Source organism: Pseudomonas sp. IzPS59 (assembly GCF_014863505.1).
GTDB lineage: Bacteria > Pseudomonadota > Gammaproteobacteria > Pseudomonadales > Pseudomonadaceae > Aquipseudomonas > Aquipseudomonas kribbensis.
This window is the reverse complement of record NZ_CP062251.1, coordinates 78,472-93,588: the sequence shown is the minus strand read 5'-3', so window position 1 is coordinate 93,588 and position 15,117 is coordinate 78,472. Positions and strand designations below refer to the sequence as shown.

Annotated in this window: 16 protein-coding genes; 13 read left to right on the top strand and 3 right to left on the bottom strand. The window is 61.2% G+C overall.

The features are described 5' to 3' along the window. The first annotated feature begins 3 nt into the window (after positions 1-3). Complete coding sequence (locus IF189_RS00435; RefSeq protein ID WP_192552653.1) at positions 4-1,305, top strand: c-type cytochrome; 1,302 nt, start codon at positions 4-6, stop codon at positions 1,303-1,305. A 52-nt stretch (positions 1,306-1,357) separates the two neighbouring features. Here the strand turns inward: IF189_RS00435 and IF189_RS00430 are convergent, their stop codons facing one another. After that, positions 1,358-1,660: a hypothetical protein gene (locus IF189_RS00430; protein WP_134828645.1), complete on the bottom strand. Its 303-nt coding sequence runs from the start codon at positions 1,658-1,660 to the stop codon at positions 1,358-1,360. 233 nt (positions 1,661-1,893) lie between these two features. On the opposite strand from IF189_RS00430, the gene IF189_RS00425 reads away from it, so the two are divergent. The 3 genes from IF189_RS00425 (at position 1,894) to IF189_RS00415 (ending at position 5,516) form a co-directional block, all read left to right on the top strand. After that, positions 1,894-2,952 (top strand): PA0069 family radical SAM protein, encoded by a 1,059-nt coding sequence (locus IF189_RS00425; RefSeq protein ID WP_134828644.1) that lies wholly within the window; start codon positions 1,894-1,896, stop codon positions 2,950-2,952. Positions 2,953-3,167: 215 nt separating this feature from the next. Continuing rightward, positions 3,168-3,899 carry a carbonic anhydrase gene (locus IF189_RS00420; protein WP_114880899.1) on the top strand — a complete coding sequence of 244 codons (732 nt, stop codon included), beginning with the start codon at positions 3,168-3,170 and terminating at the stop codon, positions 3,897-3,899. 90 nt (positions 3,900-3,989) lie between these two features. Next, entirely contained in the window at positions 3,990-5,516 is a 1,527-nt protein-coding gene (locus IF189_RS00415; protein ID WP_192552652.1) for a SulP family inorganic anion transporter, read from the top strand. Between the two features lie 51 nt (positions 5,517-5,567). Here the strand turns inward: IF189_RS00415 and IF189_RS00410 are convergent, their stop codons facing one another. Further along, positions 5,568-6,200: a hypothetical protein gene (locus IF189_RS00410; RefSeq protein WP_065260651.1), complete on the bottom strand. Its 633-nt coding sequence runs from the start codon at positions 6,198-6,200 to the stop codon at positions 5,568-5,570. A 369-nt stretch (positions 6,201-6,569) separates the two neighbouring features. Here IF189_RS00410 and coxB point away from each other — a divergent pair, with 369 nt between their 5' ends. The 4 genes from coxB (at position 6,570) to IF189_RS00390 (ending at position 10,858) form a co-directional block, all read left to right on the top strand. Next, positions 6,570-7,697, top strand: a complete 1,128-nt coding sequence (gene coxB, locus IF189_RS00405) for a cytochrome c oxidase subunit II (protein WP_085713027.1) — start codon at positions 6,570-6,572, stop codon at positions 7,695-7,697. Positions 7,698-7,779: 82 nt separating this feature from the next. Beyond that, positions 7,780-9,366 (top strand): cytochrome c oxidase subunit I, encoded by a 1,587-nt coding sequence (gene ctaD / locus IF189_RS00400; protein WP_114880897.1) that lies wholly within the window; start codon positions 7,780-7,782, stop codon positions 9,364-9,366. A gap of 27 nt (positions 9,367-9,393) precedes the next feature. Then, complete coding sequence (locus tag IF189_RS00395; protein ID WP_085713029.1) at positions 9,394-9,945, top strand: cytochrome c oxidase assembly protein; 552 nt, start codon at positions 9,394-9,396, stop codon at positions 9,943-9,945. Between the two features lie 25 nt (positions 9,946-9,970). Then, the gene (locus IF189_RS00390; RefSeq protein ID WP_085713030.1) at positions 9,971-10,858 is read left to right on the top strand and encodes a cytochrome c oxidase subunit 3; all 888 of its coding nucleotides are present in this window, start codon (positions 9,971-9,973) and stop codon (positions 10,856-10,858) included. 9 nt (positions 10,859-10,867) lie between these two features. Here IF189_RS00390 and IF189_RS00385 read toward each other — a convergent pair whose 3' ends face one another. Further along, positions 10,868-11,071, bottom strand: coding sequence for a twin transmembrane helix small protein (locus tag IF189_RS00385; RefSeq protein ID WP_065260656.1), 204 nt, complete (start codon positions 11,069-11,071; stop codon positions 10,868-10,870). 71 nt (positions 11,072-11,142) lie between these two features. On the opposite strand from IF189_RS00385, the gene IF189_RS00380 reads away from it, so the two are divergent. The 5 genes from IF189_RS00380 to IF189_RS00360 are packed head-to-tail and all read left to right on the top strand — an operon-like array spanning position 11,143 to position 15,051. Then, positions 11,143-11,883 carry an SURF1 family protein gene (locus tag IF189_RS00380; protein ID WP_134828642.1) on the top strand — a complete coding sequence of 247 codons (741 nt, stop codon included), beginning with the start codon at positions 11,143-11,145 and terminating at the stop codon, positions 11,881-11,883. Further along, entirely contained in the window at positions 11,849-12,442 is a 594-nt protein-coding gene (locus tag IF189_RS00375; RefSeq protein ID WP_134828641.1) for a hypothetical protein, read from the top strand. Before IF189_RS00380 ends, IF189_RS00375 begins: the two co-directional genes overlap by 35 nt. A 10-nt stretch (positions 12,443-12,452) precedes the next feature. After that, positions 12,453-13,532, top strand: coding sequence for a COX15/CtaA family protein (locus tag IF189_RS00370; RefSeq protein WP_192552651.1), 1,080 nt, complete (start codon positions 12,453-12,455; stop codon positions 13,530-13,532). Continuing rightward, positions 13,520-14,419 (top strand): heme o synthase, encoded by a 900-nt coding sequence (cyoE, locus tag IF189_RS00365; protein WP_192552650.1) that lies wholly within the window; start codon positions 13,520-13,522, stop codon positions 14,417-14,419. Before IF189_RS00370 ends, cyoE begins: the two co-directional genes overlap by 13 nt. Continuing rightward, positions 14,416-15,051, top strand: coding sequence for an SCO family protein (locus IF189_RS00360; RefSeq protein ID WP_085733848.1), 636 nt, complete (start codon positions 14,416-14,418; stop codon positions 15,049-15,051). Before cyoE ends, IF189_RS00360 begins: the two co-directional genes overlap by 4 nt. Positions 15,052-15,117 lie beyond the last annotated feature (66 nt).

The following is a 15,117-nucleotide window of genomic DNA, read 5'->3' as shown; positions in this document are numbered from 1 at the left end:
ACCATGAAGACTTTCGTTATCGCGACCCTGGCGCTGCTTGGCAGCGTTGCCGCTCACAGTGCCGAAGTTGATCAATCCTTGATCAAAAAAGGCGAATACCTCGCCCGCGCCGGGGACTGTGTGGCTTGCCACACGGCCAAGGACGGCAAGCCGTTCGCCGGCGGCCTGCCGATGGAGACCCCGATCGGCACGATCTATTCGACCAACATCACCCCGGACAACACCGGGCTGGGAGGCTACAGCTTCGAGGAGTTCGACCAGGCCGTGCGTCATGGTGTCGCCAAAAACGGTAGTACCTTGTACCCGGCGATGCCATACCCGTCCTACGCCCGCGTCAGTCAGGATGACATGCAGGCACTGTATGCCTACTTCATGCACGGCGTTGAACCGGTGGCACAGGAAAACAAGGCCAGCGACATCCCATGGCCGTTGAGCATGCGCTGGCCGCTGATGGGTTGGCGCTGGCTGTTCGCGCCGAAGGTCGAGGACTACAAACCCGCGTCGGACGATGCCGTCGTCAGCCGAGGGGCGTATCTGGTGGAAGGCCTCGGACATTGCGGCGCCTGCCATACACCACGGGCCCTGACCATGCAGGAAAAATCCCTGAGTGCGGCCGAAGGCAGCAGTTTTCTGTCGGGCAGTGCACCGCTGGAAGGCTGGATCGCCAAGAGCCTGCGCGGCGACCACAAGGACGGCCTCGGCAGCTGGAGCGAAGAGCAACTGGTGCAGTTCCTCAAGACCGGCCGCAGTGACCGCAGCGCGGTGTTCGGCGGCATGAGCGACGTGGTCACCCACAGCATGCAGTACATGACCGATGCCGACCTGACCGCGATTGCCCGTTACCTGAAATCGCTGCCGGCCAACGATCCTGCCGACCAGCCGCATCAGTACGACGAGAAAGCTGCCAAGGCCTTGTGGAACGGTGACGACAGCCAGCGCGGTGCCTCGGTGTACATCGACAACTGCGCGGCCTGCCACCGCACCGACGGCCATGGCTACACCCGGGTGTTCCCGGCGTTGGCGGGTAATCCGGTGCTGCAATCGGAAGATCCGACGTCGCTCATCCACATCGTGCTTAAGGGCGGCACATTGCCCGCGACGCACACGGCACCGTCCACCTTCACCATGCCGGGTTTCGCCTGGCGTCTGTCGGATCGGGAAGTGGCGGATGTGGTGAGCTTTATTCGTGGAAGTTGGGGTAACAAGGGCTCCGCCGTCACTGCGAAAGATGTTGCCAGGTTACGTACCGACGATATGACTACAACATCAGCCGGTGACCTTGGACAAGTAACAAGTCACAACTAAACGCATTAACCCCTGCATGATCAGTCATGCAGGGGTTATTCATTAATAGTTGTTACGGATTGGTAATACTGGCATAGGCTTTGGCCAGGGCAACCAGTTTGGCCCGATCCTGCTCACCGATTTCACCGTCACGATCCACATCGTGCTCCAGACGGCCAATGCTGAAGGTATGGCCACCATCCCTGGAGGTTGCGGTTACAAAAATCGGGTCAACCAGCCTTTCAGTCTGCTCGCCGGCCTCGGCATCCCAGCCCATTTCCTTACGTGCAAGTTGCATGGAAACCAGTGTATTGGGTTCCGACGGGCCGGGCTGCATCAGTTGCAGAAAAATACCGCGCGAATTAAAAAACGACATCATCAATTCCTTTTGTCTTTTATATATTCAAGTGCTGTGAAGCGAGATGAATACTACGAACTTGAATAGCAAACGAACAGCCGACTTATGTTTCTTTAATTTGCACCACTACAACTTAACATCTAAACAAACTTATAACTAACCGCGCATTTTATTGATGGACGGCCGAACGGTAGTGGATCATCCGCAACCTTGCAGATACTGTATGCATATACAGACAAAGGACACCCGTGATGACCAGCCCCTTGCCCCCGCGCGGCCGCGGCACCGCCACCAATCCGCATAACCGCTTCGCGCCGAGTCGCTCGGTGGCCGAGGACGACGGCTGGTTTCAGGAAGTGCCCCTGACCCAGGGCACCGAAGTCAGTTTCGAGACGGCGAAAACCATCATCACCCGCAACACCTCGCCGGACCTGCCCTTCGACCGCTCGATCAATCCCTATCGCGGATGCGAGCATGGCTGCATCTATTGCTATGCACGACCGAGCCACGCCTATTGGGACATGTCGCCGGGGCTGGATTTCGAAACGAAGCTGATCGCCAAGACCAATGCCGCCCAAGTGCTGGAGGAACAGCTTGGCAAGAAAGGCTATCAATGTGCACCGATCAATCTCGGCTCAAACACCGACCCGTATCAACCGATCGAACGTGAACACAAAATCACCCGCCAGACCCTCGAAGTGCTGCTGCGTTATCGACACCCGGTGACCATCGTCACCAAGGGCTCGCTGATCCTGCGCGACCTCGACCTGCTCACCGAACTGGCGCAGCAACGGCTGGTGGCGGTGATGATCAGCCTGACCACCCTGGACGATGAGCTCAAACGCATCCTCGAACCCCGGGCCGCCGCGCCCAAGGCCCGGTTGCGGGCGATCCGGGTGATGCGCGAGGCGGGGATTCCGGTCGGCGTGCTGTGTTCGCCGATGATTCCGATGATCAACGACAGCGAAATCGAAAGCTTGCTGACCGAAGCCCACGCCGCCGGTGCCCAGAGCGCGGCCTACATGATGCTGCGCCTGCCGCTGGAAGTGGCGCCGCTGTTCGAGGAATGGCTCGGGGCGCATTACCCGCAGCGCGCCGCCCACGTGTTGAGCCTGATCCGCCAGAGCCGTGGTGGCGAGCTGTACGACAGCCGTTTTGGCGCACGCATGCGCGGTGAAGGGCCGTTCGCCGACCTGCTCGCCCAGCGATTCGCCAAGGCGTTGAAACGCCTGGGACTCAATCACCGCGAAGGTTTCAATCTCGACTGCACAGCCTTTTGCCCGCCGGGTCGCCAGATGGCACTGATTTAAAGAGGAAATCACTGACCAGGTTCACCCCAGTCACGTTTTTTGTGACCTGGAACACACGTTCTAGAGCCTTTGATTCAGTTTGAGTTAAGTTTCGGCAGTTACCTTGTTCATCGAGTGACTGACGGGTCAGGACGGCCCGGATGTTTGAAACAGCCACTGGCTTCATACCGGAATACACGGGAATGACTCCCCGAATCCGTCAAAGAGGATGAATCATGAGTGACAAGGATAAACAGCCGTTGGCTGCGTCGGCGCAAGCCGTCCCCGGGGCGGTTTCCGCCGATGCAGCACTGCGACATATCGTTGACGGCTTTTTGCATTTTCATCATGAGGTCTTCCCGCAGCAGGAAGAACTCTTCAAGAAACTCGCCACGGCCCAGTCGCCACGGGCGATGTTCATCACCTGCGCCGACTCGCGCATCGTTCCCGAACTGATCACCCAGAGCTCCCCAGGCGATCTGTTCGTGACCCGTAACGTCGGCAACGTGGTTCCCCCCTACGGCCAGATGAACGGCGGCGTTTCCACCGCCATCGAATACGCGGTACTGGCGCTTGGCGTGCAACACATCATCATTTGCGGCCATTCCGACTGCGGCGCCATGCGCGCAGTGCTCAATCCGGGCAGCCTGGAAAAGATGCCGACGGTCAAAGCCTGGCTGCGCCACGCCGAAGTCGCGAAAACCATGGTGCATGACAACTGCAACTGCACCGACGAAAAAGAAAGCATGCCGATCCTCACCGAGGAAAACGTCATCGCCCAACTGCAGCACTTGCGTACCCATCCTTCGGTAGCCTCGCGCATGGCGAACGGTCATCTGTTCATCCATGGCTGGGTCTACAACATCGAAACCAGCGAAATCAAAGCTTACGACGCGGATCAGGGACGCTTCCTGCCGCTCGACGGCAGCCATCCGATTCCGGTGGCGACGCCCAAAGCGCGCTTCTGAATCCTCCTAAAAATCCGTGTGGTCTGACGCCGGTCGCTGTTCAAGCGACCCGGCTTCGCCACGCCTGAAGAAAACTTCGGGAGAGTCATCATGCGTGCGGCTCAATTGAAAGCGGTGTTGCCACGGGAGCTGCTGGCTTCGGTGGTTGTGTTTCTGGTCGCCCTGCCACTGTGCATGGGCATTGCGATTGCTTCAGGGTTGCCGCCGGCCAAAGGCCTGATTACCGGGATTATCGGTGGACTGGTGGTGGGTTGGCTGGCGGGGTCGCCGCTGCAGGTCAGCGGGCCGGCGGCGGGGCTGGCGGTGCTGGTGTTCGAACTGGTGCGCCAGCACGGGATCGAGATGCTCGGGCCGATTTTGCTGCTGGCGGGCTTTCTGCAACTGCTGGCCGGGCGTCTGAAGCTCGGTTGCTGGTTCCGGGTCACGGCGCCAGCGGTGGTCTACGGCATGCTCGCGGGGATCGGCGTGCTGATCGTGCTCTCGCAAGTGCACGTGATGCTGGATGCCGCGCCGAAACCCTCCGGGCTGGACAACCTGACGGCGTTCCCCGGCGCAGTGGCGCAGGCCTTGCCGTCCTTTGGCTGGCAGGCCGGGTTGCTCGGGCTGTCGACCATCGCCGTGATGTGGCTGTGGGAGAAATTCCGTCCGCACTCGCTGCGTTTCATTCCCGGTGCGCTGCTCGGTGTCGGGCTGGCAACCGGCGCCAGTCTGCTGCTGGCATTGCAGGTCAAACGGGTTGAAGTACCGGCGAATCTGGCCGAAGCCATCGACTGGCTGAAGCCGACGGATCTGCTGAGCCTGGCCGACCCGACGCTGCTGATCGCCGCGTTCGCCGTGGCCTTCATCGCCAGCGCCGAAACCCTGCTGTCCGCCGCGGCGGTGGATCGCATGCACAGCGGCCCGCGTTCGGACTTCGACCGTGAACTGTCGGCGCAAGGAGTCGGCAACATGCTCTGCGGGCTGGTCGGCGCGTTGCCGATGACCGGGGTGATCGTACGCAGTTCGGCCAACGTCCAGGCCGGCGCGACCACGCGCTACTCGACGATTTTCCATGGTCTGTGGCTGCTGGCCTTCGTGCTGTTGCTGTCGAGTCTGCTGCAAAGCATTCCGGTGGCGAGTCTGGCCGGGGTGTTGGTCTACACCGGTTTCAAACTGGTAGATCTCAAGGCGTTTCGTGGTCTGGGGCGTTATGGCCGGATGCCGATGTTCACCTACGCGGCGACAGCGCTGGCGATCATTTTCACTGACCTGTTGACCGGCGTGCTGATCGGTTTCGGTCTGACCCTGGTGAAACTGGCGTTCAAGGCTTCGCGACTGAAGATCAGCCTGATCGATCTGCCGCAGGACGGGGAAATGGAATTGCGCCTGGTGGGCGCGGCGACATTCCTCAAGGTACCGGCGCTGACGCAGGTGCTGGGCAGCATTCCGCCGGGCACGACGGTACATGTGCCGCTCAACAACCTGAGCTACATCGACCATTCCTGTCTGGAATTGCTGGAGGAGTGGGGCCGGGCCAATGCGGCCAAGGGTTCGAAGCTGTTGATCGAGTCGCGCGGACTGAAACGCAGGCTTGAGGGGAGAATCCGCACCACCACCGGCATCGGTGCGGCAGGCTGAAAAAACCTGGGGGAACAGAGCAATCTGTTCCCCCAATCGTTTGCGCCGAGATCAAGCCGCAGGCTGATCCAGCTCCAGACCCACGCCCAGACGGCGGCTCATGCACGGCCAGCGTTTCCACGCCGCACCGGTGTCCGGGCTGCTGAGTTTCTCGCGGTAGGCTTCCACCGACTCCAGCGCAAAGCTGTCGTCGTCGAGCATGCTGTCCACTGCGTGGTGGACCACTTCATCAAGTTGATTGGCAAATTCCTCACCGAGCAACTGGTGAGCAATCAGATTGGCGACCGTCATGTCCAGGGGGATCAGTGGCTGGCCGAAATGCTTGATGTACAGGTCGTTGACCTCTTCGACAAAACGGTGGGCCAGATAGGCCTCGTCCAGCAGACTGTCCAGGCCGACCGGCGGCTGGAGAAAGTACTGTTCGGCGATTTTCAGCACCGGTTTGATCTGTGACTCGATTCCCGCTTCCCTGGCGACTTCATTGGCTGCATCCAGCAGGTCTGGCACTTCATCGATGTAGGCGGCGACAAAACGCGTCAGCACGCCGTTGGCGTCGGTTTCCGGCAACTGGATCGCCGGATGCAGGTGTTGCAGTTGATTTTCGAGCTGACGGGTCAGCTTTCCGGTTTCGATCTCGTGTTGTCGGGCTATGTGGATCTGCTCGCGCAATGCGGCGGTGTTCATGAAAACTCCAGGGAACAAGGCAATGAAATAGGGAAGACATAACTTAGCTGGCTTACGAAAAATGCTAAGACGCATTTGTCATAATTATTTCATCCTTGATACACCTGCGTTATATCGGTTTGCCACCACTCGTCTGCATCCTTCTCCATTCGTGCCCTGGAACGCAAGTGCCAGCTGTTTCATTCGATTTACGTCCGCACATTGCATTTTTCCGCCGCTGTCTATACTCGCCATTGAATGGAGTTAGCTGATGACGCCCGACTGCACCCGCAGCAAGGCCCGGCGATTCAAGTTCGTAGTCTGATGCAGCCGCTCCCTTGCCGCAGGCGAAAGCCGGCGGGATAACAAGAACGATAAGGGGAACCCGCAATGATGCGACATCCACACGTCTGGATGGGCCTCCTGTTGTGGTCGATTTTCAGCCAGGCCAACGCCGCCTGGACTGTGAATATGGCGCCTGGAGCGACTGAAATCAGTCACGCAGTATTCGACCTGCACATGACCATTTTCTGGATCTGTGTGGTGATCGGGATCATCGTCTTCGGCGCCATGTTCTGGTCGATGATGGTGCACCGCCGTTCTACCGGGCAGGTCGCCGCAAAATTCCACGAAAGCACCACCGTCGAAATTCTCTGGACCGTCGTCCCGCTGCTGATCCTGGTGGCGATGGCCGTTCCGGCGACCGCCACGCTGATCCGCATGTACGACACCAGTGAGCCGGACATCGATATCCAGATCACCGGCTACCAGTGGAAGTGGCACTACAAATACCTGGGCCAGGACGTCGAGTTCTTCAGCAACCTGGCCACCCCCGCCGAACAGATCCACAACAAGGAAGCCAAGGGCGAGCATTACCTGCTCGAGGTCGACAAGCCATTGGTGCTGCCGATCGGCGCCAAGGTGCGCTTCCTCGTTACTTCCGCCGACGTGATCCACTCCTGGTGGGTGCCGGCCTTCGCGGTCAAGCGCGATGCGATTCCCGGGTTCGTCAACGAAGCCTGGACGCGCATCGACAAGCCCGGCATCTACCGTGGCCAGTGCGCCGAGCTGTGCGGCAAGGATCACGGCTTCATGCCGATCGTGGTCGACGTCAAGGAAAAGGCCGACTACGAAAAATGGCTGGCCGACCGCAAGGCCGAGGCTGCGCAGCTCAAGGAGCTGACCAGCAAGGAATGGACCCTCGACGAGCTCAAGGAACGCGGCGACAAGATCTACCACACCACCTGCGTGGCCTGTCACCAGGCCGAAGGCCAGGGCCTGCCGCCGATGTTCCCGGCACTCAAGGGCTCGCCGATTGCCACCGGGCCGAAAGCCGATCACCTGCACCGCGTGTACTTCGGCAAACCGGGCACCGCCATGGCGGCGTTCGGCAAGCAACTCTCGGAAGTCGATATCGCAGCGGTCGTGACCTACGAACGTAACGCCTGGGGCAACAACAAGGGCGACATGGTCACGCCAAAAGAAGTGCTGGAGCTGAAACAGGCGGAAAGCAAATGAGCCGGTCTATTGCGTACTTCGTGAACCGGCCGGGGCGCCTTGCCCCGGCCTGCCAAGTCCACTCACTTGAAGGAGACCGGCCATGAGCGCTGTCATCGATGACCACGGTCATGCCGACCACGCCCACGGCCCCGCCAAAGGCCTGATGCGCTGGGTGCTGACCACCAACCACAAGGACATCGGCACGCTGTACCTGTGGTTCGCGTTCTGCATGTTCCTGCTCGGCGGCTCGTTCGCCATGGTGATCCGTGCCGAGCTGTTCCAGCCCGGCCTGCAGATCGTCGAACCGGCGTTCTTCAACCAGATGACCACCATGCACGGTCTGGTGATGGTGTTCGGTGCGGTGATGCCGGCGTTCGTCGGCCTCGCCAACTGGATGATCCCGTTGATGATCGGCGCGCCGGACATGGCTCTGCCACGGATGAACAACTTCAGCTTCTGGCTGCTGCCGGCGGCGTTCCTGTTGCTGGTGTCGACCCTGTTCACCCCCGGTGGCGGGCCGAACTTCGGCTGGACCTTCTACGCGCCGCTATCCACCACCTACGCACCGGAAAGCGTGACCTACTTCATCTTCGCCATCCACTTGATGGGGATCAGCTCGATCATGGGCGCGATCAACGTGATCGCCACCATCCTCAACCTGCGCGCCCCCGGCATGACGTTGATGAAAATGCCGTTGTTCGTCTGGACCTGGCTGATCACCGCGTTCCTGCTGATCGCGGTGATGCCGGTGCTGGCCGGGTGCGTGACGATGATGCTGATGGACATCCACTTCGGCACCAGTTTCTTCAGTGCCGCCGGTGGCGGTGACCCGGTGCTGTTCCAGCACGTGTTCTGGTTCTTCGGCCACCCCGAGGTGTACATCATGATCCTGCCGGCCTTCGGTGCCGTCAGCCAGATCATCCCGACCTTCTCGCGCAAACCGCTGTTCGGCTACACCTCGATGGTCTACGCCACGGCGAGCATCGCGTTCCTGTCGTTCATCGTCTGGGCGCACCACATGTTCGTGGTGGGCATTCCGCTGGTGGGCGAGTTGTTCTTCATGTACGCGACGATGCTCATTGCGGTGCCGACCGGGGTGAAGGTGTTCAACTGGGCCAGCACCATGTGGCAAGGCTCGCTGACCTTCGAAACGCCGATGCTGTTTGCCGTGGCGTTCGTGATCCTGTTCTCCATCGGCGGTTTCTCCGGGCTGATGCTGGCCATCGCCCCGGCGGACTTCCAGTACCAGGACACCTACTTCGTGGTGGCGCACTTCCACTACGTGCTGGTACCGGGGGCGATCTTCGGGATCTTCGCCTCGGCCTACTACTGGCTGCCGAAATGGACCGGCCACATGTACGACGAAACCCTGGGCAAGCTGCATTTCTGGCTGTCCTTCGTCGGCATGAACCTGACCTTCTTCCCGATGCACTTCGTGGGACTGGCGGGGATGCCACGGCGGATTCCGGACTACAACCTGCAGTTCGCCGACTTCAACATGGTCTCGTCGATCGGCGCGTTCATGTTCGGCGCCACGCAGATCTTCTTCCTGTTCATCGTGATCAAGACCATTCGTGGCGGAGAGCCGGCACCGGCCAAACCGTGGGATGGGGCCGAAGGTCTGGAGTGGAGCGTGCCGTCGCCGGCGCCGTATCACACCTTCACCACGCCGCCGGAAGTGAAATGAACCCTGTAGCCCTTGAGGGCCGCCGCCATGGCTGACTCGATTTCGCTGAAGAAACTGGTGACCCGACTGCTGGGCGTGGTGGTGGCGATGTTTGTTTTCGGTTTTGCTTTGGTGCCGATCTACGACGTGATGTGCAAGGCGTTCGGCATCAACGGCAAGACTGCCGGGCAGTACGAGGGCGAGCAGGTTGTGGATAACTCGCGACAGGTGCGGGTGCAGTTCCTGTCGATGAACAACGCCGACATGCCCTGGGAGTTCTACCCCAAAGGCGAAGAGCTGGTCGCCCATCCGGGTGGGGTGAACGAGATGATCTTCATCGCCCGCAATCCCACCGACAAACCGATGAGCGCCCAGGCCGTGCCGAGCATCGCCCCGAGCGAAGCGGCGGCGTATTTCCACAAGACCGAATGCTTTTGCTTTACCCAGCAGGTGCTGCAGCCCGGTCAGCAGATCGAGATGCCGGTGCGCTTCATCGTTGACCGCGACATGCCCAAGGACGTGAAGCACCTGACGCTGTCCTACACGCTGTTCGATATCACCGCCCGACACCCTCCGGTGGCTGCAAACACTGGCGGTTAAGCGTGCCCGATAAGGAGAACAATAAATGGCAACTCATGAGCACTATTACGTACCGGCCCAGAGCAAGTGGCCGATCATCGCCACCTTCGGCATGGTCATCACCGTTTACGGCCTGGCCACCTGGTTCAACGATCTGAAGGCGGCACGCCCGGAATCCCACGGCCCGTACATCTTTTTCGTCGGCGGGCTGTTGCTGGCGTACATGCTGTTCGGCTGGTTCGGCGCGGTGATCAAGGAAAGCCGTGCGGGGTTGTACAGCCCGCAGCTGGATCGCTCGTTCCGCTGGGGCATGAGCTGGTTCATTTTCTCCGAGGTGATGTTCTTCATCGCCTTCTTCGGCGCGCTGTTCTACGTGCGGCACATTTCCGGCCCGGCGCTGGGCGGCGAAGGCACCAAGGGCATTGCGCATATGCTCTGGCCGAACTTCCAGTTCACCTGGCCGCTATTGCACACGCCGGATCCGAAACTGTTCCCGCCGCCCAAGGAAGTCATCAGCCCTTGGGGCCTGCCGCTGGTCAACACGATTCTGCTGGTGAGTTCCAGCGTAACCATCACCATCGCCCACCATGCGCTGAAGAAAGGCCATCGCGGGGCGCTGAAAATCTGGCTGGCGATTACCGTGCTGCTGGGTTGCGGCTTTCTCGCCTTACAGGCCGAGGAGTACATGCACGCCTATCACGAACTGGGCCTGACCCTCGGTTCAGGGATCTACGGCGCGACGTTCTTCATGCTCACCGGGTTCCACGGCGCCCACGTGACCATCGGCACGATCATCCTGTTCGTGATGCTGATGCGCATCATGAAGGGCCACTTCGACAACGAGCACCAGTTCGGCTTCGAAGCCGCGAGCTGGTACTGGCACTTCGTCGATGTGGTGTGGATCGGCTTGTTCATCTTCGTTTACGTGCTCTGAAGGACAGAGCTACCAGGGCGCGTGCGACACCAGTTGGCCGCTGTAGAAACCCCAGGCAATCAAGCCGACGGTGCAAGCGGCCAATGCCACCCGAACACTCAAGGCGATGACCAGGCGATTTGAACTGCTGTCGTCCTTGACCAGGAAAAACAGGCCGCTGAACAGGCTGATCACCGTGGCAATCAGCATCAGGACGATAGCTGCTTTGAGCATGGGAAGACTCCGGGGGTACAGGCGATGCAATCAAGTATAGCGGTCGCATTCACTGCTTTTCTGGCGCGGCCATGAAGCGCTTCCGGCCGGGCGTCGTGCCGACGCTGGTGGTCGCCTTGCTGCTGCCGCTGCTGATTTCGCTGGGCTTCTGGCAACTGGGCCGGGGCGCGGAAAAAACCGCCCTGCTCGCCAGTTACGCCGAGCGCCGGGCCGCCGAGCCGATGGCCAGCACCGAGTTGCTGCACAGTGCCGATCCGGCCTTTCGCCGGGTGCATCTGCATGGCCAGTTCGATGCGGCGCACAGCCTGCTGCTGGACAACCGGCAGCGGAACGGCAAGGTCGGCGTCGAATTGCTGCAACCGTTTCAGGATCAGCGCACCGGCTTGTGGCTGCTGGTCAATCGCGGCTGGCTGCCGTGGCCGGACCGCCGCGTAACCCCGCAATTCAAGACACCGGCCGATGCCGTGAATGTCGATGCCTGGGTGTACGTCGCCCCCGGAGCGACCTTCCAGTTGCACGCCGACCCGGTCAGCAGCACCTGGCCGCAAACCGTCACCGCCGTCGAACCGGCCAAATTGTGGAAAACCCTCGAGCGCGACGGCTTCGCCTATGAATTGCGCGCAGAACCCGGTCCCGCCAGCTATCAGGCCGACTGGCCGGTAGTCGCCATGGGCCCGGAAAAACACCTCGGCTACGCCGTGCAGTGGTTCGCCATGGCCACCGCCCTGTTCGGTCTCTACATCTACCTCGGATTGCACAACGCGAAGGAGAAACACCATGGGAGCGGCCATGAATCCACCCAGCATGTCTGAAGCCAAGGCCCCGGCCGGGCGCCGCCGCGGGCGCATTCAACTGCTGTTGATCCTGCTCGGCGTGATCGGCCCGATGATCCTCGCCACCGGCATGTACAAGTTGCAGTTCTGGGTCCCGGAAGGTCGCAGTTATCACGGCGAACTGATCGGCAACGGCCAGAGCCGCGCCGACCTCGGCGTGAAGGCTGACGAAGAACGCTGGCAAATGCTGGTGACCGCGCCGAAAGACTGCGCAGTGGACTGCCAGCAACTGGTGTACCTGGCGCGGCAGATCCAGATCGGCCTCGGCCGCGATGCCGGCCGCGCCAGCCACGCCCTCGCCGCCGCACAACCGTTGAGCGCCGACTACGAAGCCAAACTCACTCGCGAATATCCGCAACTGCAACGCTATCCGCTGGACGCCGCCGCATTCAGCAAGGCCACCGGCGACAAGGCCACGCCGCAGCTGTGGATCATCGATCCCCACGGCAATCTCGTATTGCGCTACGACCCGAGTGTGAAGGGCAAGGATCTGCTCAACGACCTGCGCCACCTGCTGAAACTGTCGAACATCGGATAAGGGCATCGTCATGGCCAAACCTGGATTTCGCCTCGCGCTGTTTGCCACCCTGCTGGCACTGATCGTGGTGCTGCTCGGCGCCTACACCCGCCTGACCCACGCAGGCCTCGGCTGCCCGGACTGGCCCGGCTGCTACGGGTTTATCAGCGTGCCGAAAAGCGAAGCCCAACTGGCCCATGCCGAACTGCATTACCCGGACTCGCCGGTGGAGGCGCACAAAGGCTGGAACGAGATGATCCACCGCTACTTCGCCGGCACCCTGGGCATGCTGATTTCGATTCTGGCCGGGCGTGCGTGGGTCAATCGTCGTCATCCCGGACAACCGTTGAAACTGCCACTGTTTCTGCTGGCGGTGGTGTTCGCCCAGGCTGCGTTCGGCATGTGGACGGTGACGCTCAAGCTCTGGCCGCAAGTGGTGACCGGGCATTTGCTCGGTGGCTTCGCGACCTTGAGCCTGCTGTTTCTGCTGACGCTGAGGCTGTCTGGCGTGCTGCCGGCGCTGACCGTGCCCAAGCGTCTGCAATATTGGGCCACCGCCGGACTGCTGCTGGTGATCGGCCAGATCGCCCTCGGTGGCTGGGTCAGTTCCAACTATGCGGCGGTGGCCTGTATCGACTTCCCGACCTGCCACGGCCAATGGCTGCCGCCGGCGGACTTCGCCAACGGCTTTCACCTGACCCAGCACATCGGCCCCAATTACCTCGGCGGGCAACTCGACAGCGATGCGCGCACGGCGATTCACCTGACCCACCGCATCGGCGCCCTGCTGGTGACGATTGTCCTGCTAGGTCTGGCCTGGCAACTGAAAGTCGTGGGCATGACACGACTGGCCGGGCTGGTGCTGATCGCCCTCGGCGTGCAGATCACCCTCGGCATCAGCAACGTGCTGTTTCACCTGCCGCTGCCGGTGGCCGTGGCGCACAACGCCGGCGGCGCAGCGCTGCTGCTGACCATGGTGCTGGTCAACTATCACGCGCGAACCAGTCTGGTCCGGGTCAAGCAACCGATGCTCGCGCGCTGGCGCCTGAGCCCGCGTAAACCCTCGGCGGCGCCCATCACCCTAAAAGGAGAGACGCCATGGCGATTCTGATCGGCGAACGTCCCGCACAGGCGTTGTGGCGAGATTACCTGGAGCTGACCAAACCGAAAGTTGTGGTGCTGATGCTGATCACCTCGCTGGTCGGCATGTTCCTCGCGACCCGCGCTGGCGTGCCGTGGACGGTGTTGGTGTTCGGCAACCTGGGGATCGCGCTGTGTGCCGGTGGTGCGGCGGCGGTCAATCACGTGGTGGATCGGCGCATCGACGCCGTCATGGCGCGCACCCACAAACGGCCGCTGGCCGAGGGCCGGGTCTCGCCCACGGCGGCACTGACCTTTGCACTGGTGCTGGCGCTGCTCGGCCAGGCCTTGCTGCTGACCTTCACCAATCCGCTGACCGCGTGGCTGACCCTGGCCTCGCTGCTCGGCTACGCGGTGATCTACACCGGTTTTCTCAAACGCGCGACGCCACAAAACATCGTCATCGGTGGTCTCGCCGGCGCCGCACCGCCGCTGCTCGGCTGGACCGCCGCCACCGGCCATATCGGTGCCGAACCACTGCTGCTGGTGCTGATCATCTTCGCCTGGACCCCGCCGCACTTCTGGGCGCTGGCGATCCACCGCAAGGAGGAATACGCCAAGGCCGACATCCCGATGCTGCCGGTCACCCACGGCGAGCACTACACCAAGGTGCATATTCTGCTGTACACCTTCGCCCTGCTGGCGGTCAGCCTGCTGCCGTATGTAATCCACATGAGCGGCGCGCTGTACCTGATCTGCGCCCTCGGGCTGGGCGCGAGGTTTCTGCAATGGGCCGTGGTGCTGTACCGTGGCACTCGGCCGCACGCGGCGATCAACACCTTCAAGTACTCTATCTGGTACCTGTTTCTGCTGTTCATCGCCCTGCTCGTAGACCACTACTTACTGTTGAACCTATGACTCGAACCCAGAAAACCGTCTTCATCCTCGTGGCCGTGATCGCGCTGATCCTCGGCCTGACCGTCAACAAAGTGCTGAGCGGCAAGGGCCAGGGCGACCCGACCGCGCTGATCGACGCCGGCATCATCCTGTTGCCGCAAAGCCGCAACCTGCCGGACGTGACGATGACCAACCAGGACGGCCAGCCGGTCACGGTCAACGAGCTCAAGGGCAAGTGGAGCCTGCTGTTCTTCGGCTACACCTTCTGCCCGGACATCTGCCCGACCACCCTCGCCCAGCTGCGCCAGATCAAGAGCGAACTGCCGAAGGATGCTGTGGATAAATTGCAGATCGTGCTGGTCAGCGTCGACCCGAACCGCGACAACCCTGCGCAGTTGAAGCAGTACCTGGGCTACTTCGACCCGCAATTCATTGGTCTGACGCCGAAGTCGATCGAGGAGCTGCAGAAGGTGGCGAACGCGGTGAGCATTCCGTTCATTCCGGCGGATACCAGCAAACCGAATTACACGGTGGATCACAGCGGGAATCTGGCGGTGATCGGGCCGGACGGGACGCAGCGTGGGTTTATTCGGGCGCCTTTGAATAATGCCAAGTTGGTTGCGCAGTTGCCGGTGATGCTGAACCGCAAGTAAGAAGATCAAAAGCGCCCTCACCCTAACCCTCCCGAAACGTCGGACCGCCCGGAGGGAGAGGGGACT